The sequence below is a fragment of the Fusibacter sp. JL298sf-3 genome, from assembly GCF_053842995.1.
The window spans coordinates 602,612-619,761 of record NZ_CM132608.1 but is presented as its reverse complement, the minus strand read 5'-3'; the positions used below and the strand labels follow the sequence as shown (position 1 = coordinate 619,761).

The window sequence follows — 17,150 nt, the reverse complement described above, 5'->3', positions numbered from 1 at the left end:
ACTGAAATTAAGCAGGGGGTCACTTTGAGAAAGACGAGAGAAGAACGGCTGGAGGAGATTCACCGCTGTGCGGCGGCGGTTTTTTTGGAAAAGGGCTACGCCCATACGACGATGGAGGACATTATTGAGCGCACCACGTTATCAAAAGGCGGCTTCTATCATTATTACAGCGATAAGCTGACCGTACTCATGGAGATTATGAGACGGGGCAATTTTAATTTTATCGACGCGCACATGACGTTTGATCCGTCTGGGACGCGAGAGGACTATTGTCACTGGTTGACGGAAGCGGCGCTTAAAAAAGTCTTAGACGATCGCCCGCATAAAAAGCTCTTTTTGATGTTTTTGCTCGAAGGGTTGTACAATCCGGAGCTGGAGACGCTTTATCTGGAGCTCGAGCAAGAGGCGATACGATGTATTTACGACAAGTTGCCGGCGAAGTACCGAAAGGGATGCCACCAAAAGAAGCTGTTTTTCAGCCGCTTACTCAGCGGCATCTTAATGGCACAAACTTTTTTTACAGATAAAGAAATTCTTCTAAAGGAAAGGGCGTATTTGTACGATATGTTTTATAGTGTTATGCACGATATTTTGGAAGAGAATTGCTAAAAAAATGCCACTTTAAAGTGGCATTTTTCTTTTGGGGACGGTTCTTTTGTGCTCGAAAACACTAGTAATTACCAAAAATGACATTTGAATTTTAAGGGGGCTGTCCCCGTGGCTTCACCGCGCTTTCGCCTGTTAGTGCTTAGGTGTATCGGGTATTAAGGTCAATAAAGTTTAGGGTGGAAGGTGGATGTGCTCATGAAGAGAAAAAAATGGTCGTGGTCGATTCAAGTGCTTTTGGCGTGTGCGGTGTATGTCGTCGCCGGGCGTCTCGGCATCGCACTCATGAGGGTTCCTCCGGGGAACATCACTTTGCTTTGGCTACCTGCCGGGATTGCGCTTTTAGGGTTGCGTGCATTTGGCAAGGCGTTTCTCCCTTTTATATGGCTTTCCAGTTGGTGGGTCAATACGTCGTTTATTTTCTCTGCGATGCGCGAGCAACCCCTATACGCTGTTTTAGTGGCGTCGGCGATTTCTGCGACGGCAGACACCATTCAGCCATTGGTCAGCTATTATTTTTTAAACCAATTTGAGGGGCGACATGGGCGACAAATCTTGTCAAAGCCTCTAGATATATCGTATTTTTTTCTGTTGATTTGCCTCATACCGTCGGCACTGCTAGCGGTTATTTTAGTGGGCAATCAGTACGCTTTCGGGTTGGTGACGCAATCGGCGTTACCTGCTCAATTGAGCTATTTGCTCATCTCAGATACCTCCGGTATTTTTCTCGTGTTCTCATTTGCCTTGCTTTTAGAACGGCAAGATAGGCGCATTGGGTTTCGAAACGCGGCGACAGTGGCGTTGACCATTGGCGCTGTGATATTCGTCTCGTGGCGGTGGTTGCCGAGTGTTATTTTTATCACTTTTCCCATTGGGATTCTGTACACGATTCGCTACAAGAGCCAGGGGGTACTGGTATCGGTTTTGTCGACCTCGGGACTTATTTTTTTAGGGGCGCGGATTGGCCTCGGCATCCCCTATGCGACGAATGAAGGAGAAGTGTATTTCAGCATTTTGCTGTTTATACTGTCTTTTGCCATGACGCTGCTCTATGTGGCCCTTACGGCAGAGGCTTTGGCTTCTCACGCTGTGACATTAGAACGCGAGGTGAAAAAGCGTACAAAGGCACTTAACAAACTCGCCATGACGGACCCGCTTACCGGTGTGTATAACCGCCGCATGTTTGAAACCAAGGTGGAGGCAGCTGTGGCCAGCTTTGACAGAGGCTGTCTAGCACTTATTGATATCGACCACTTTAAAACATACAACGACACCTATGGGCATCAAATTGGCGATGCCATTTTAAAAAAACTCGCCGAACAGCTCATGGGAGCCCTTGACAGTGGCGACCTCGTGGCGCGATGGGGCGGTGAAGAGTTTATCTTGTATTTTAGTAGCGTCGGACTCAAAGAAGGTACGGCCAGTGCAGAACGGTTGCGCGGCGATGTGGCATCCACTATGTTTAAATGCGATGACTACGCAATTCGCTTTACCATAAGCATCGGTGTTTCTCGTGTAAATGCCAAAGAGCCCGATTGGTTTGACAAAGCGCTGAGCCGAGCAGATGATGCGCTCTATACGTCTAAAAAAAGCGGTCGCAATCGGGTTACGGCATCGACGGATTTATAGCGGCTTATAGCGCCTTCCCATAACGCCAATGGCTTGGCCCAGCAGGCGCGAGAAACATTTTTTCAGAAAGGGCAGCGCCTCCGGCGTAAAGTAGTCGGCATCAAGCCAGCCTTTTTCTCTCCAGTAGTCGGCATCGGCACTGGAAGTATAGGTTTTACTTTTTAAACACTGAAACATAAAGAGTTGTCTGTATGAAGGCAACTCTTTTTTTGTCGGCGTCTTTAGGGCTTCCGAAAGCTTGGAGATGGCTCGATTGGTTTTGAGTTGAATTTTTTCTCGAGAGGTGTCGAAGTAAAAAGGGGAGATGACGTCGAGTTGTTGGCGAATGTCCAGCCCCAGCGCCATACCCATCATCTTTAGATACCGGCTGACCGCGCCGGCACCGCCGCCGTCGGTTGTAACCACTGTAAAAGTGGGTTTGCACAGAAACTTAGGCCGGTGGCAGAGATAGGCGGTTCGGTCGATAAAGTTTTTTAAAGGTCCCGGTACTTGATACGCATACACAGGGGAAGCGATAATGACTTTGTCCGCCGCAACCATTTTATCGACGATGCTTTCAACAGCATCCCCAGCGTGTGGACAGTGGTGTTCGCTGCGCCTAAAACAGTTCATACAACCGCAGCACGGGGCAATGGCCTCTTCTTTTAAGAAGACCCAGTCGAAAGTGACTGTGGGCCCGGTTTCTGTCTCAATGGCTTTTACAATGGTGTAACTGTGCTTTTTTCTTGGACTTCCCGATAAAACGAGTACATTCATAGAAACCTCCTAGTACCCAACGTTGGATGTTGGGACAAAATAAAGTAACGGCGTGGGTTGCTACAGCGTTGTTTTTTTGGTAAACTGCTTAAAAATATAGACCGACTTATTTAACTTATTGACAATGCGCACTTTTTTACAACTAGCGGATGAGCGTTTAGAAAGGAGACCTTTGGTGAAAAGAGAGAAAACATCTTTGTGGGGGCCCGTTTTATGTTTTGTGGCGGCGGTGTTATGGACATTGAACTTAATTACTTATCTCGCCTACAGTTCCATATCGATCTGGGGCGTTGCTTTGCGTGGCTTAAACGTCCTGGTGTGGCTGTTAGTGAGCATTCTGTTGTTTAGGCGCTACAAGAAATCGAAAGCGCATGCGGTCAAATAAGAAAGTGTACAATCACTCAATGACAAAAGGAGGGCACAAATTAAAAACACTTTAGTATCCAAGCTTGGATACAGATGTTTTTCTACGGCCACTGGTATGCAGTGGCCAAAAGGTCAACAGTTAAACTGTAGGATGTGCTTACGAACAGCATCGACGGCGGATTGGGTTTCATCGTAGTGGGTCAACAGCAACCGGTGCCAATGTATTTGATCTTCTACTCTACGAATCATATAGGTGACCGAAGCGCGTTCCATGGCGATGCCTGTGTTCGATTTGGTCTCCAGCCAACTTGAAAAAGTACTGAGCTTTGCCTTGAGAGTTTCGATGTGGTCGGCAAGCGTTTGGCTGACCATTTCTTTATCGAGTACACCGAGGATAGGGTAGAGGACAAATTTCTCGTCTGAAAGCGGTCTTTTCAGTGCTTCCAGTGCTAAGTGAAACATGAGCTCGCGTCCCTTTTCGGTAATGCTGTACACGCGTTTCGACTTTTCTTTATCCCCGCAGAGGGCTTGTAGCTCAATGGCACCCTTTTTCTCCAGTTGTGTCATTGCGTAATAAATGGACCCAGAACGTATGGTTGTCCATTGTTCCATTTCATTAAGCATGACAAACTTCTGAATTTCGTAGCCATGTGTGGGTTTGATGTTCAGGTAATACAAAATAAGCAGTTGTACCATAAGCGCCCTCCTTATCAAGAAGTATATACCCAACGTTGGATATTGTCAAGGTGATAAAATTAAAGGTTTGTGTGATGTGCGTCTATTCCGGTGTCTTAGCCAGGGGTCTATAATAAAACTATAAAAGACAGATGACGAAAGAAATAGCCGAATCTGTGATTTCAATAAAAGGATGTGAGATTATGTTTGGAGAGGAACTGTTTATCAGTACGGTATTTGCAGCCGGATTTTTATCTTTTTTCGCACCGTGTACGTTTCCGTTGATACCGGTGTACATTGGCATTTTAACGGATAAAGAAGGTAAGGGACGATTGACTGCTGTTTTTAAAACCTTGTTGTTTGTATTGGGCTTATCTACCAGTTTTGTACTTTTGGGATTTGGAACCAGTGCGTTGAGCCGCTTTATCAGTGGGCGCGCTTTTATGACTGTTGCCGGCATCATCGTTATTTTGCTCGGTCTGCATCAAATGGGCGCCTTTAGAATCAAGGCACTTGAGACGTACAAAGTGCTGCGGCTTAAGAAGGGACCGACCAAAGGCAACCTCAGCGCTTACCTACTGGGGATTACCTTTAGCTTCGGTTGGACGCCTTGTGTGGGGCCGGTTTTAGGGGCGGTGTTGGTCGTGTCATCAAGCGGCAATCAACCGCTGTATGGCGTTTGGATGATGTTGGTTTACACTTTAGGATTGGCGGTGCCGTTCTTGGTGATGGCACTTTTGTCCGGCGTTTTAATTGAGCGGTTTGAGAAAATCGAGCGCTACGCTCCGACGATTAAAAAAGTCGGTGGAGGTTTGATTGTACTTATGGGCATTCTACTTTTGACACAAAATACAATGGTGTTTACACAGTTTTTTGAACGATTACTATCTGGAAATTAAGGAGGCGAAAGCAATGAAAAAGAGAAGTACATTGGCGGTTATGAGTTTGGTGGTAATGTTGATTATCGCAGGGTGTACAAATAAGGCGCAGGCGCCGGCAACAGAGGATACTATGCCCAAAAGTGAAACAGAGCCGATGAAAGACGACGACATGAAAGACGATGACATGAAAGACGACGACATGAAAGACGACGATATGAAAGACGACGACATGAAAGACGATGACATGAAAGACGATGACATGAAAGACGATGACATGAAAGATGACGACACTGCTATGCAAGAGAACGAAGGGCCTATGGCACCGACATTTGAATTGATGACCTTAGAGGGCGAAACCGTATCGTCAGAGATGCTTGAAGGTGAAAAAGTCTACCTCAAATTCTGGGCTTCATGGTGTTCCATTTGTCTGGCGGGTCTCGATGAAGTCGATGCCCTCAGCGCAGAAGACAACGGCTTTAAAGTTTACACCGTTATCGCACCGGAAGTCAACGGCGAGCAAAGTGAAGCCGACTTTAAAGCGTGGTTTGAGAAACAAGGGCACGACAACCTCGTCGTCCTTGTCGACACAGAGGGCGAGCTTGTTCAGTCCTATGGCATTCGAGCCTATCCGACGTCGGCGTTTATCGGCAGTGACGGCGTTTTAATCGGGACTTACCCGGGCCATGTTTCCAACGAGAAAATCATCGAGTTTATGCAAAACGAGGTTCAATAAGGAAGAAGGGATACTATGAAAAAAGCAATGATACTCGGCTTGGCAGTACTGGTAATTGGCGGCGGGTATCTTTGGGGCACGCGCAAAAGTACTGAGCCGGTACCGGCTCAGTCGAAGCCCCAATCGGAGTCCGTCGGCACCTTAAAAGACATCTACCTCGCAGGTGGCTGTTTCTGGGGCGTGGAAGCCTATATGGCGCGTCTTGAAGGTGTCCGCGACGTAACATCCGGCTATGCCAACGGAAACACTGAAAACCCCACTTACGAACAGGTGGTTTACGAGAACACCGGACACGCAGAGACCGTACACGTGGTCTACGACAGTGCCAAAACCGATTTACAAACCCTTTTGTACTATTATTTTAAAGTAGTTGACCCAACCAGTGTTAACAAACAGGGCAACGATGTCGGGTCTCAGTACAGAACGGGTATCTACTATGTAGACGAAAGCGATAGAGCAATTGCGTTAAACATGATAGAATTAGAACAAGAAAAATACGAACAGCCCATTGTTGTGGAAGTGGCACCGCTCGATCACTATTATCTGGCAGAGGCGTATCATCAGGATTACCTCGAAAAGAACCCGAACGGCTATTGTCACATCGATCTCGACGAAGCGTATGCACCTGTTGTCGAAGACATCTACCGAAAGCCCGATGAGGCGTCTATTAAGGCGGCGCTAGACGCTACGCAGTACCGCGTCACACAGGAAAACGGTACCGAAAAGCCTTTTGACAACGCGTATTGGGATCACAAAGAAGCGGGCATTTACGTCGATGTGGTCACCGGCGAACCGCTTTTCTCGTCGAGAGACAAGTACGATTCCGGCACGGGGTGGCCGAGTTTTACCAAATCCATTGCCGACGAAGTACTCGCGTACAATTCAGATGAAAGCCACGGTATGAACCGTACAGAGATCCGCTCCCGGGCGGGCGACAGTCACCTCGGACACGTCTTTGACGACGGCCCAGAGGCAACCGGCGGTTTGAGGTACTGCGTTAATTCGGCATCTCTGAGGTTTGTCCCATATGAAGATATGGACGCGGAGGGCTACGGCGATTTAAAATCATTTGTTAAGTGAAGGGGGGCATTATGTACACCGTATTAATAGTAGATGACGAGCCTTTGGTGAGACGGGGGATTAAAACCCTCGTCGACTTTGAGGCTCTGAAGATCGATCGCGTACTTGAAGCAGCAGACGGCGTACAGGCGTTGGCGCTCTTTGAAAAGGAAGCGCCGGACATTGTTCTCGCAGACATCAATATGCCCAAGATGGACGGTCTCCGATTTTCTGAACGGATTAAAAGCAAGTCGCCACAAGTTAAAATCGCCTTAATCACCGGTTACGACTATTTCGACTACGCCTTAACCGCTATAAAAATCGGCATCGACGACTACGTTCTAAAGCCCGTGACCAAAGAGGATGTCGCGGCAATACTCCAAAAACTCGTAAACAAGATTGAAGAAGAGGAAAGGCAAGAGGCGGTTGAAGAGACTTTGGCCGCCTATGTTCAGTCGCATGGCAATCGGGAAGACGCTGTCAGACAGCGCATACAAGCGCTGATGGACAGCGGCTTAAGCGATCCCGACTTTTCCCTTAAGGCACTGGGGGAAGCGCTGGGATACAGCAGCGGGTACCTCAGCGGTTTGTTTAAAAAACACTTTGGGAAAACCTTTCAAGATTATTTGCTAGCAGAGCGCATGGAACGCGCAAAGTTGCTTTTGCTTACCACGGCTAAAAAACACTATGAAATAGCTGAGGCAGTGGGGATACGAGATGTCAACTACTTTAGTACGCGTTTCAAAAAATACACCGGTACAACGCCTAGACAGTACCGCGAAAGGGTGAAAGAAAAAAGTGAAACGACTTTTTAAAACCATACAATTTAAAATCGCGCTTTACTTTCTCCTGACCTGTTGGCTGTTAATCGGTTTGGTAGGCACCGTTTTTTATATGAGTACCGCTGGGAAAATTAAAGAAAACCAGCTGGCGTACACGCGGGGAACAGTAGAGCAAGGCGGCATTTATATTGAAGTTTTTTTAGAACGGCTCAGGGGACTGTCGACGCTCTTATCGACAGATGAAAGCCTGATAGCGTATTTAACCGAAGGCGATGACGAGACCAAGCAGAAAGCCTATGGCCTTGTCGAACGGTACTTGGCATCAGACGAGGCGTTGAGTGCTGTCACTGTCGTGGGGAAAAACGGTGCCGTTTTGTCCACAAACAGCGATATGGCCATGTCCCTTTCAGACGATATGATGAAAGAACGGTGGTATGTAGACGCCCTTGCAAGTGACATGCCCGTGCTGACTTCCGCCAGACGTCAACAGCTCACTATGGACAAGTCCAACTGGGTTATCTCCATCAGTACGGAAATTGACGATTCTGTCGGCAACAACTTAGGCGTTCTCCTTATGGACATTCCCTACAATGTCCTGGAGAACTATCTTGGACAGATGAATTTAGGCGCTTCGGGCTACGCCTATATCCTCAACGACGCTAAAAAAGTCGTGTACCATCCGGATACCCGGTATTTTGAAGACGAGGACAATCGACAGGCGCTGGTGTCGCTTTACGACATGGGGTCTTGTTTTCACGAGGATTCCCAGCAGTTTATCCACCTGACGCCTATTGCCCATTCCGATTGGACACTGGTAGGCGTTTCATCGCTGGACAACTTGTTTGCCATGCGGCGGCATCTATATGAGATTTTGCTGTTGGCAGGCTTAATCGGCGCCTTGATGATGGTGGGGGTGGCCTATTATATTTCGCGTGTCATCTCTAGTCCGATTAAGAAGCTGGAACGGGCGATGTCCCAGTTTGAGGCCACCATGGCGCCTATTGTAACTGAGGAGGGGTGGAGTACAGAGGTGCTGACACTTAGTGCCCAGTACAACAAGATGATTGAGACCATCAAAGCGCTGATGGCCACTATAAAAGAAAACGAATCTTATTTGAGACAGTATGAAATCAACGCACTGCACAGTCAGATTAACCCGCACTTTCTCTACAATACTCTCGACACCATCGTGTGGATGGCGTCGTTTGGCGATTCAGAAAAAGTCATCGCCGTGACGAAGTCTCTGGCACAGTTTTTTAGGATTTCCCTCAGTCAGGGGGAACAGACGATTTCACTGGAAGATGAACTGGAACACGTCCGCCAGTACCTCTTTATTCAAAAGCAGCGTTACGAAGACACATTAAACGATCGGTATGAGATAGATGAGACGGCACTGTCGGTAAAAGTGCCGAAAATCATCTTGCAGCCGGTGGTGGAGAACGCCATTTACCACGGCATTAAAGAAAAGGACGGCGCCGGAACCATCGCCATCCGCGTCACAGACGAAATCGAGTTTGTTCTCATTGTCATAGAAGACGACGGCGTCGGGTTTGATCCGGCGGAGACACCACAAAAGGGCTGCCAGTTGGGCGGCGTGGGGTTGTATAATGTCGATAGGCGTTTAAAACTCTACTACGGCGACGCCTATGGGTTGGAAATCGATTCTGCCCCTAAAAATGGGACCAGGGTAACAGTTAAAATTCCCAAAACTGTATTGAACACATAGTCGTTTTAGCGTTATAATAAAGGGACAACAGTTTATAAAGGGGTGGCCGACATGTTGGGGAATCGAAAAAGGCATTTTATAGTCGTCATCGGAATTTTTCTCATCTTGGTGGGGGCATACAGTTACTATTTGTACCAGACCAGCGTCGATGTCAGTGATGCAAAAGCGCTGGAACAGTATATCGAAAATGAAATGGGGGAAGCGTCGGTTAAGGTACTGAAAATCAGCTACAAAGATGACTTTTGTGGCATTTACTACCAATCGACCGCAGGAGAAGCGCTTTTTTTGATGAAGGCCGTTATGTCTAGGACCAACCGATACCGTTATTTCGGGCACGGGAAGTGTTCCACAGACATTGGGACCTTTCAGTACAATGAATCGGGCAGTTGGTCTTTAATCGTCGTCTACGGCGACAACACTGAACTGCAAGGGACGTCGTACACACTTCAAAGCAACGGTCGGTTTTATACGCGCGGTAATTTAGGCGAGACACTTGTGGATATTTACATCATGCAAAATACAGCAAGTGCCATGGCACAAGGGACGCTGTACAGTGCAACAGATGAAGTGATCTTGGACTTCTAAACTGAGCAAACCTATGGGTGAGTGACTATAAAAAGAGCCAGCAATGACGGCGTATGGTATGATACGTGTACGTGCTGGCTTTTTAATGACGTTATTTTTTCCATTGTTTAATGGCCGTATACGTTTTTTCAGGCAAAATACCGATGATTGCGTAGAGAAAAGCCACGGCGGCGATAACCCCCATAAAAAATTCGGGCAGTTTAAAGAGAACGTTAACGACGACCAGAATAAAGAACAGTATTAAACTGATTCTCAGTTCAGGTCTCAAATGATCTTTCATAGGACAAGCTCCTTTACATAATGAATGCCTGCACCAGTTGGGTACGCGATGCAGTTGACTCATTATAGTGTATCACAAAACAGATCAATTAATCCAATAAATTTAGAGGTGAGACAATGGCAATAGTAGGTATTGACTTAGGGACGACGAACAGCTTAATAGGCGTGTATGAAGACGGTGCAGTCAAGCTCGTTCCCAATCGATTTGGAGGCGTCTTGACGCCGAGTGTCGTCGCAGAGACGGAAGACGGTATCGTCGTCGGCGAAACGGCAAAGTCTCTTCAAACCCAGCACCCTGAGAAATGTGTATCGGCTTTTAAGCGCTACATGGGAACCGACAAGCAGTTTCAACTTGGCCGAAACTTGCTGGATGCACAGGCGTTGTCTTCCCTCGTCTTAAAAGCCCTTGTTGAAGACGCGACACTTTACTTGGGGGAGCCGGTAGAAAAAGCGGTTATTAGCGTACCGGCCTATTTCAACGACAAACAAAAACGTGCCACGCTTGAAGCGGCGCGTATGGCCGGTCTTACCGTGGAGCGCCTTATTAACGAGCCCACTGCTGCCGCCCTTGCGTACTGTCGTCACGAAGAGAGTGAAGCCACCGTAATCGCCGTGGTGGATTTAGGCGGCGGTACATTTGATGTATCCATCTTGGACGTGTTTGACGACATTATAGAAGTCCGCGCAGTTGCCGGTGACAACTACTTTGGTGGGGAAGACTTTGACAACTTGTTGGTGACACACCTCGCAGAAGCGTATGGTATTGAGCTCGACAGCCTTTCGCCGGTTAAGGCACGACAGCTGAAACACTTGGCTGAAAAGGCTAAAATTGAGTTGACCGGTAGCCGGTCAACAGAGGTGATTTACGTCGAAGACGACGTGCCCCATGCCTACACACTTACTGAGGATCAGTATGAAGCCATGATGTTGCCGCTTATTGACAAACTGCGCTTACCCCTTCAAAAAGCGCTAAAGGACTCTCGCTTTAAGTTGACGGACATCGACGACGTGATTCTCGTCGGCGGCAGTACGCGTATGCCAGTGGTTAAAAAGCACGTCGCCAAACTGTTCGGCGCCTTCCCTTTGGCCCACATTAACCCGGACGAAGTGGTGGCCGTCGGCGCCTGTATTGCCGCTGAGATGCATATGAGACATCGCGATTTTAAAGATACTGTCCTAACTGATGTCTGTCCGTTTACGCTGGGTACAACTGTTATTAAGCAAGAGGGACGCGGCAAACAACTGGTATACGATCCGATTATTGAACGCAATATGACCGTCCCAGTGAGCCGAGTACGACGTTACTCAAATGCTGAGGATTACCAGCGTCTCGTCACTATTGACGTCTATCAAGGCGACGCTTTTAGAATTGAAGACAATCTTAAGCTGGATGCCTTTCATTTGAGCATTCCACGGAAAAAAGCCGGAATGGTTAGTATAGACGTGCGCTTTACTTATGACATCAACGGCATACTTGAAGTCGAAGCCACAGTTTTAGAAACCGGAACCACAGAAAAGCGCGTGGTTATCAACGCCAACGAAATGGAAGAAGAGGCCATCGCCGAGCGCATGGCGGCAATAGCGCATCTGAAGATTCATCCGCGGGACAACGAAATTAACAAACAGCTCGTCGCTAAACTGGAACAGCACTATGAACTGAATCTCGGTGAGGTGCGTCAAGAAATTGCACTTGAACTGTTGCGTTTTTCAGAAGCGCTCGACACACAAGAAGACCATCTTATTGAGGAAGCTGTGGAACGGGTGCAACTTTTTTTAGCGTATTTGGAGAGTTGAAAAGGCTTTTTAGAGTCTCTTTGCCCTGCGTTCTGGGTATGATAAAAAGAAAAATGGAGGTCAGCCATGTTTAACAAAATCACAATAGAGCCCTTCCTTTTAAAATCGCTGGTAACTATGGGATCGGTTATTGAAGCGAGGGACAAGTACACCGGCGGCCACGTCTATCGTGTGGGGCAGTATGCCGCTGCACTTGGCAAGCACATGCACCTTGGCGACGACGAGATTTTTCTACTGGAACTCGGTGGATTGATTCACGACATCGGCAAAGTGGGAACGCCAGACAGTGTCCTCAACAAAAAAGACAAGTTGACAGACGTGGAATACGCGCTTATGAAAAAGCACGCCTCACTGGGACGGACATTGATTCAGGACCATCCGCTGGAACATCTCGTCATCGATATGGTAGGCGATCATCACGAACGGTTGGACGGAAAGGGGTATCCCGACGCCAAGTCCGCACACCTTTTAACGGAGAACGCTAAGATAATGGCCGTTGCAGACGCCTTTGATGCGATGACGTCTGAGCGCCCCTACCGCAAGGGGATGCCGCCAGAGGTTGCGTTAAAAGTGCTGAGGGAAAATATCGGCACGCAGTTCGATGCCGATCTCGTGGCGCGCATGGAAAAACTGTACGCTTTAGGTGCCTTGGAGGGGATATTAAATCACGCTGGGTTCGGCAGGCGTATGCTCGACTGTCCGGCTTGCGGTCCGATAATCGCGCCTACTTCAGAACACGCAGACGGCGACCACCTCGTCTGTCCCGCATGCGCCGGAGAATTTCAAATACACAAGCACGGCGAGACATTTGAATTGATGTTTACAGAACGCCGTATTCATACCCACGAACCCAAACCCGACGTGGACGCCATCAATTACCTTGTAAAGGTACGTCCGAAAGCCATCAAACGTCGACGATAGCCGCAAGATTTTAACGAGAGAGGGAGCCGTATGCGCTTTTACGAATTTTTTAACTTAGACCCCGATGCGACGCTTAAAGATTTAAGACGTGCGTACGCTAAAAAAATCAAGACCTGTAGACCTGAAGAAGACCCGGACTTGTTTATGACAACTCGGGAGATGTACGAAGCGGGCTGTCGCTATTTAGCCTCGCCCACATCTGACACTGTCGCAGTGGCGACGCCACCGATGACGCCAGTTCCCGAAACCGACAGCGCTAAAAACGCTTGGAAGCCGCCAGAAGAAAACTTGGCTCCGCAAAAAAACACTTTATTTCAGCAGTTGGAAGCGCATTACAACACTTATGAAGCGCGCCTCGACATCGCCAGTTGGCAGCGCTTTTTCACAACCCTTACTTTTGAAACCTACGCTTTTTTTCCAGAGGTGTTCGACAGTTTTATACAGTCACACCACGCGTATACGCGAGAAATTGCCTCTTTTTTTCTCAACCGCTTTGAGACATTCGGTGGAGAAACGATGGAAAAACTTCATTACCTTGAGAGTGCGCCGGAAGTCTTAGATACTTTTGCTAGTTCTGGGGAAGTGACCTTTACCCTCTTTGTCGATTTGTACTTGTCGGCGCTCGGCTTTGAAGTTGACATCGATTTTTCGCGTCTTACAGCGCTTGAGGACGTTGTCACCACCAGCCCTGCATTTCACTACTTGGCGGCTTCTTACTGCATAGAGAAGCGCTGCGCGTCGCTCCTCGAAGGTTTGGGTGATAAAGCGACCAAATGCCGACACAATATGCTCGGTATTGAAAGTCAGCTGGCGTACGAATTAAACAAACCCAATCGCGCGTATGATCTTTTAAAGGTGCAACTGCGCACCGTTAAAAATGACGCCAATGAGATGGCGGCCTATTGGTTTAAAAAGCGCTTGAAAGAAGAGGGGCAAGAGGCTTCAGGACCGAGGTGCGGCAACTCCTGTTGTTTTGACTTATACGCCATTAATGATAACAAGCGCTTGCAACTTCAATCTAAGGGAATAAGGTCATTTGTAAAAGCATCACAACGTAGCGACCGTTTGAGCAGTTGCGTCATCTTTAGTGTATTAATTTTAATACTTGTGGGATTATTTTTCTATGCTTTTATCGCCTTTGTCGCGTTAATTTCATTAGCTGTTGTTTACATTGGGTTGAGAGTGCGCGCTCTTGGAAAGGAGCGACAGATATGAACGACAACACTATAACCATGAACGCAGGTAAGCTGTCGCCGCAAAAAATAGTTTGGGTATTGTCTTTAAGCCATTTGTCGGCACTCAGTCATGCCTATGACCTCGAAGTGGTCGATCAATACGCTTCTCTCTACGAGGAGGCGCACGCACTAGATGCTCTTGATATGGCCGTACTGTGTCCAAAGCAATGTGACGCCTATGTTCAGCATTTTTTAAAGTTGAGGAATTCAGAGTCCTATTACAATGTCATAGAGCAACTGATGACAGGGGATACAGCGCTCAATAGACGCGTGAACGCGGACTTTATAAATGCGGCGCTTGGCCAAGGAGGCAATTCGGATTTAGAGAAGTTCGTCGCCGCCAACCATCTCTTTTGGCGCCGTAACGGTTACCGCGCCTACGAGCTTTCCAACGCCATTGTAGCGGTGCGACTGGCTGGCGCCGGCGGAACCTTTACACGGGAGGAAGTCCTCACCTACTTGGACAGAATTGGAACGCTTATCGAGACGTCGTACCGGGACTATGAGAGTTTCTCACGACTCTGCGCCCTGTCTCATCGCTATACACAGGTGGCGCCTGCATTTTCGTCTTGTGCCGCGGGCATGAACAAAGAGGTGCTTAAACCCGCAATCTTCAAGTACACGTTGTGGCAAGCAATCCCTTGGGGCGGAAATGACAACTAAAAAGCAAATGAGCTGTCGCCTGTAAAAAGGCGGTGGCTTTTTTTATTGACATATGTTCAAAAAGGGTGTATCTTGGTAATGGACATATGTTCATTAAGGAGGTTTTGAATGAGAGTTGTTTTACCTGTTGAAGGGGAGGCGCACGAGGCGCCTATTGCTAAAGTTTTCGGTCGTGCTCCGTATTTTTTAATCGTTGACACGGTGACATCCGAAAGACAGTGCGTCGTCAATCCGGCGCAGAATTCTGAAGGTGGCGCCGGCGTCCAAGCGGCACAGTGCGTCGTCGATATGAGGCCGGAAGCCGTTGTCGCGCCGCAATACGGCCGGCATGCGCAAGCGGTCTTTAACGGTTCAAGTGTGGCACTATACCACTCAAAAGACAGTGGTGTGGAAGAAACTTTAAAGGCTTTGGCCAATCAGGCGCTCACACGCGTAGGGGGTTGACATGAAAATCGCTGTTTTAAGCGGTAAAGGCGGTGTCGGTAAGACGTTTACAGCAGTGAACTTAGCCCATGTCATCCCCTCGGCAGCCTATGTCGACGGTGACGTCGAAGCGCCGAACGGCCATTTGTTCCTACGACCTGAACCCGTTTGTGAAAAAAACGTGTACAAGCTCGTCCCGACAGTTGACACTGAACAGTGTACCGGCTGTCAGAAGTGCGTCACAGCCTGTCGGTTTAACGCGCTGGCTTTTGTAGGCAACCGAGTTACTGTCTTTGAAAAGCTGTGTCACAGTTGTAAAGTTTGTGGTTTGGTGTGTCCGTCAAATGCCGTACATTTTGAACAGCGCCGTGTGGGGCAGGTGTTTGAAGGCGTTTCTGGGACGATAAAGGTGTGTACAGGGGTTCTCGACGCCGGTGAGCCCAGTGGTGAAAAAGTGGTAGAAGCAGTTCTGGAAGCCGCTTCTGGTCATGAGACGGCGGTAATCGACTGTGCGCCGGGAACCGCATGCCTAGTTGCGTCGGCTGTGCGTGAAAGCGATTATTGTGTCGTCGTCGGCGAACCGACGGCCTTTGGCTTCGACAACATGAAAATGGCTGTGGCATTGGTTGAGGCCATCGGTAAACCCTACGGTATAGTCGTCAACAAAGCTGGCGAGGGGGATGGCGAGATACCGCCGTCGATGCGCTCAAAAGTATTGGGGGTATTGCCCTACGATATGGCATTGGCAAAGGCGCTCTCTGAAGGGGAACTCGCAGTGGCGTCGGCGCCCAATTGGTGCTCTGAATTCGAGAGATTATATGAAAGGGTGAGGTGTCATGCGGAAGTTGTTGGTACTCAGCGGTAAAGGCGGGACGGGAAAAACGCGTATAAGTGCTGCTATTATAAAATTTAGTAAGACAGAGGTTTTTGCAGATTGTGACATAGACGCGCCCAATTTACATTTGACGCAACGGGACTTTAAACCGACAGAGACTTTTGAATTTTACGGCATGCCGCGCTTTCGCATAGACGCCGACAGCTGTGTGAACTGCGGCCGTTGCGTCGAGGCGTGCACCTTTAACGCTGTAACTGCAATAGACGGTCAGTACACCATCGACAGCGGCCGATGCGAGGGGTGCGGTGCTTGTTCAATTGTCTGTGACGCGGGCGCCGTAGAAGAAGTACCGTATTGTGCAGGTACCCAGATGCTGGCACATCATTTTTCCACCGCGCGGTTGGCGCCCGGACGCGGCAACTCGGGTAAGCTGGTCACTGCCGTAAAAGCGGCCATAGAAGGCGTCTCATGCGCTGCGCCGTTTTCAGTTTACGACGGTTCCCCCGGTATTGGTTGTCCTGTTATCGCATCGCTTAGCGGTATCGACCGATTGCTTCTCGTGGCTGAACCCAGCCTATCGGGGATCGCCGATTTGCAAAGAGTTTTGAAAGTGGCTGAAACGTTCCGGCCGGAGATTTCAGTGTGTATCAACAAGTGGGACATCAATCCGGAACTGAGTCGCACAATTGAAGCATTTTGTCATTCAAACACCTTGGATGTTGCGGGGAAAATCCCTTACGTTCAATCGGAAGAGGCTTTTGAACGGGCTGCCGCTGAGGTGTACAAACATTTGGTTTCCAAAGAGAAAGGGGTTTCTTATGAAAATAGCAATTGCAACTAAAGGTACACAGACTGCAGGTCATTTCGGACATTGTGAAGCGTTTACAGTTTATACAATCGATGGCGCCAATCGTTCAGTTGAACGTCTGGACAACCCCGGCCACAAGCCCGGTTTTTTACCGAACTTTCTAAACGACTTAGGTGTAAAGGTCATTATTTCAGGCGGTATGGGTGCCGGTGCGGTAGAGATTTTTAAAGAAAAGGGCATTCAAGTGATTACAGGGGCAACAGGCCCGATAGATGCCGTGGTACAGGCTTACGTTGAGGGGACATTGACCTCTACAAATACGATTTGTAACGCCCATCAACATCGACATCACTGTGGCGAGCATAAGGCATCTAAAAGAAATATATAACTGAAT

General features: G+C 48.3%; 20 protein-coding genes. 17 read left to right on the top strand and 3 right to left on the bottom strand.

What is annotated here, in order from left to right; genetic code table 11:
• The first annotated feature begins 24 nt into the window (after positions 1–24).
• Entirely contained in the window at positions 25–609 is a 585-nt protein-coding gene (locus ACR6HW_RS03010) for a TetR/AcrR family transcriptional regulator (protein WP_455729694.1), read from the top strand.
• A 195-nt stretch (positions 610–804) separates the two neighbouring features.
• Entirely contained in the window at positions 805–2,235 is a 1,431-nt protein-coding gene (locus tag ACR6HW_RS03005; protein WP_455729693.1) for a sensor domain-containing diguanylate cyclase, read from the top strand.
• Here ACR6HW_RS03005 and ACR6HW_RS03000 read toward each other — a convergent pair.
• The gene (locus ACR6HW_RS03000; protein WP_455729692.1) at positions 2,230–2,991 is read right to left on the bottom strand and encodes a flavodoxin family protein; all 762 of its coding nucleotides are present in this window, start codon (positions 2,989–2,991) and stop codon (positions 2,230–2,232) included. The genes ACR6HW_RS03005 and ACR6HW_RS03000 overlap by 6 nt on opposite strands.
• Before the next feature lie 175 nt (positions 2,992–3,166).
• On the opposite strand from ACR6HW_RS03000, the gene ACR6HW_RS02995 reads away from it, so the two are divergent.
• Complete coding sequence (locus ACR6HW_RS02995; RefSeq protein WP_455729691.1) at positions 3,167–3,376, top strand: hypothetical protein; 210 nt, start codon at positions 3,167–3,169, stop codon at positions 3,374–3,376.
• 113 nt (positions 3,377–3,489) lie between these two features.
• Here the strand turns inward: ACR6HW_RS02995 and ACR6HW_RS02990 are convergent, their stop codons facing one another.
• Positions 3,490–4,053: a PadR family transcriptional regulator gene (locus ACR6HW_RS02990; protein ID WP_455729690.1), complete on the bottom strand. Its 564-nt coding sequence runs from the start codon at positions 4,051–4,053 to the stop codon at positions 3,490–3,492.
• Between the two features lie 131 nt (positions 4,054–4,184).
• On the opposite strand from ACR6HW_RS02990, the gene ACR6HW_RS02985 reads away from it, so the two are divergent.
• From ACR6HW_RS02985 to ACR6HW_RS02960, 6 genes are read left to right on the top strand one after another with little or no spacing between them, the layout of a single operon-like run.
• The gene (locus ACR6HW_RS02985; RefSeq protein WP_455729689.1) at positions 4,185–4,931 is read left to right on the top strand and encodes a cytochrome c biogenesis CcdA family protein; all 747 of its coding nucleotides are present in this window, start codon (positions 4,185–4,187) and stop codon (positions 4,929–4,931) included.
• A gap of 13 nt (positions 4,932–4,944) precedes the next feature.
• A complete protein-coding gene (locus ACR6HW_RS02980) occupies positions 4,945–5,646 on the top strand; it encodes a TlpA family protein disulfide reductase (RefSeq protein WP_455729688.1) in 702 nt (233 codons plus the stop codon).
• A gap of 15 nt (positions 5,647–5,661) precedes the next feature.
• Positions 5,662–6,726: a peptide-methionine (R)-S-oxide reductase MsrB gene (msrB, locus tag ACR6HW_RS02975; protein ID WP_455729687.1), complete on the top strand. Its 1,065-nt coding sequence runs from the start codon at positions 5,662–5,664 to the stop codon at positions 6,724–6,726.
• 11 nt (positions 6,727–6,737) lie between these two features.
• Entirely contained in the window at positions 6,738–7,520 is a 783-nt protein-coding gene (locus ACR6HW_RS02970; RefSeq protein ID WP_455729686.1) for a response regulator transcription factor, read from the top strand.
• Positions 7,504–9,213, top strand: a complete 1,710-nt coding sequence (locus tag ACR6HW_RS02965) for a sensor histidine kinase (protein WP_455729685.1) — start codon at positions 7,504–7,506, stop codon at positions 9,211–9,213. Before ACR6HW_RS02970 ends, ACR6HW_RS02965 begins: the two co-directional genes overlap by 17 nt.
• Positions 9,214–9,264: 51 nt before the next feature.
• Entirely contained in the window at positions 9,265–9,798 is a 534-nt protein-coding gene (locus ACR6HW_RS02960; RefSeq protein ID WP_455729684.1) for a hypothetical protein, read from the top strand.
• 91 nt (positions 9,799–9,889) lie between these two features.
• Here the strand turns inward: ACR6HW_RS02960 and ACR6HW_RS02955 are convergent, their stop codons facing one another.
• Positions 9,890–10,078 carry a hypothetical protein gene (locus tag ACR6HW_RS02955; RefSeq protein ID WP_455729683.1) on the bottom strand — a complete coding sequence of 63 codons (189 nt, stop codon included), beginning with the start codon at positions 10,076–10,078 and terminating at the stop codon, positions 9,890–9,892.
• Between the two features lie 116 nt (positions 10,079–10,194).
• On the opposite strand from ACR6HW_RS02955, the gene ACR6HW_RS02950 reads away from it, so the two are divergent.
• From ACR6HW_RS02950 to ACR6HW_RS02915, 8 genes are all read left to right on the top strand, one after another.
• Positions 10,195–11,871 carry an Hsp70 family protein gene (locus tag ACR6HW_RS02950; protein WP_455729682.1) on the top strand — a complete coding sequence of 559 codons (1,677 nt, stop codon included), beginning with the start codon at positions 10,195–10,197 and terminating at the stop codon, positions 11,869–11,871.
• 66 nt (positions 11,872–11,937) lie between these two features.
• The gene (locus ACR6HW_RS02945) at positions 11,938–12,792 is read left to right on the top strand and encodes an HD-GYP domain-containing protein (protein WP_455729681.1); all 855 of its coding nucleotides are present in this window, start codon (positions 11,938–11,940) and stop codon (positions 12,790–12,792) included.
• A gap of 30 nt (positions 12,793–12,822) precedes the next feature.
• Complete coding sequence (locus tag ACR6HW_RS02940; protein ID WP_455729680.1) at positions 12,823–14,007, top strand: J domain-containing protein; 1,185 nt, start codon at positions 12,823–12,825, stop codon at positions 14,005–14,007.
• Positions 14,004–14,690, top strand: a complete 687-nt coding sequence (locus tag ACR6HW_RS02935) for a DUF1266 domain-containing protein (protein ID WP_455729679.1) — start codon at positions 14,004–14,006, stop codon at positions 14,688–14,690. Before ACR6HW_RS02940 ends, ACR6HW_RS02935 begins: the two co-directional genes overlap by 4 nt.
• Positions 14,691–14,798: 108 nt before the next feature.
• Complete coding sequence (locus ACR6HW_RS02930; protein ID WP_455729678.1) at positions 14,799–15,134, top strand: NifB/NifX family molybdenum-iron cluster-binding protein; 336 nt, start codon at positions 14,799–14,801, stop codon at positions 15,132–15,134.
• Position 15,135: 1 nt separating this feature from the next.
• A complete protein-coding gene (locus tag ACR6HW_RS02925) occupies positions 15,136–15,978 on the top strand; it encodes a nucleotide-binding protein (protein ID WP_455729677.1) in 843 nt (280 codons plus the stop codon).
• The gene (locus ACR6HW_RS02920; RefSeq protein WP_455729676.1) at positions 15,950–16,789 is read left to right on the top strand and encodes a 4Fe-4S binding protein; all 840 of its coding nucleotides are present in this window, start codon (positions 15,950–15,952) and stop codon (positions 16,787–16,789) included. The genes ACR6HW_RS02925 and ACR6HW_RS02920 overlap by 29 nt, the downstream gene beginning before the upstream one ends.
• Positions 16,767–17,144 (top strand): NifB/NifX family molybdenum-iron cluster-binding protein, encoded by a 378-nt coding sequence (locus ACR6HW_RS02915; protein WP_455729675.1) that lies wholly within the window; start codon positions 16,767–16,769, stop codon positions 17,142–17,144. Before ACR6HW_RS02920 ends, ACR6HW_RS02915 begins: the two co-directional genes overlap by 23 nt.
• Positions 17,145–17,150: the final 6 nt, after the last annotated feature.

Coding starts and splice junctions, on each gene's coding strand:
- ACR6HW_RS02980 (WP_455729688.1), top strand. CDS start 4,945: ATGAAAAAGAGAAGTACATTGGCGGTTATGAGTTTGGTGGTAATGTTG.
- ACR6HW_RS02960 (WP_455729684.1), top strand. CDS start 9,265: ATGTTGGGGAATCGAAAAAGGCATTTTATAGTCGTCATCGGAATTTTT.
- ACR6HW_RS03000 (WP_455729692.1), bottom strand. CDS start 2,991: ATGAATGTACTCGTTTTATCGGGAAGTCCAAGAAAAAAGCACAGTTAC.
- ACR6HW_RS02990 (WP_455729690.1), bottom strand. CDS start 4,053: ATGGTACAACTGCTTATTTTGTATTACCTGAACATCAAACCCACACAT.
- ACR6HW_RS02945 (WP_455729681.1), top strand. CDS start 11,938: ATGTTTAACAAAATCACAATAGAGCCCTTCCTTTTAAAATCGCTGGTA.
- ACR6HW_RS02925 (WP_455729677.1), top strand. CDS start 15,136: ATGAAAATCGCTGTTTTAAGCGGTAAAGGCGGTGTCGGTAAGACGTTT.
- ACR6HW_RS02950 (WP_455729682.1), top strand. CDS start 10,195: ATGGCAATAGTAGGTATTGACTTAGGGACGACGAACAGCTTAATAGGC.
- ACR6HW_RS02930 (WP_455729678.1), top strand. CDS start 14,799: ATGAGAGTTGTTTTACCTGTTGAAGGGGAGGCGCACGAGGCGCCTATT.
- ACR6HW_RS02970 (WP_455729686.1), top strand. CDS start 6,738: ATGTACACCGTATTAATAGTAGATGACGAGCCTTTGGTGAGACGGGGG.
- ACR6HW_RS02940 (WP_455729680.1), top strand. CDS start 12,823: ATGCGCTTTTACGAATTTTTTAACTTAGACCCCGATGCGACGCTTAAA.
- ACR6HW_RS02985 (WP_455729689.1), top strand. CDS start 4,185: ATGACGAAAGAAATAGCCGAATCTGTGATTTCAATAAAAGGATGTGAG.
- ACR6HW_RS02915 (WP_455729675.1), top strand. CDS start 16,767: ATGAAAATAGCAATTGCAACTAAAGGTACACAGACTGCAGGTCATTTC.
- ACR6HW_RS02935 (WP_455729679.1), top strand. CDS start 14,004: ATGAACGACAACACTATAACCATGAACGCAGGTAAGCTGTCGCCGCAA.
- ACR6HW_RS02920 (WP_455729676.1), top strand. CDS start 15,950: ATGCGGAAGTTGTTGGTACTCAGCGGTAAAGGCGGGACGGGAAAAACG.
- ACR6HW_RS03005 (WP_455729693.1), top strand. CDS start 805: ATGAAGAGAAAAAAATGGTCGTGGTCGATTCAAGTGCTTTTGGCGTGT.
- msrB (WP_455729687.1), top strand. CDS start 5,662: ATGAAAAAAGCAATGATACTCGGCTTGGCAGTACTGGTAATTGGCGGC.
- ACR6HW_RS02955 (WP_455729683.1), bottom strand. CDS start 10,078: ATGAAAGATCATTTGAGACCTGAACTGAGAATCAGTTTAATACTGTTC.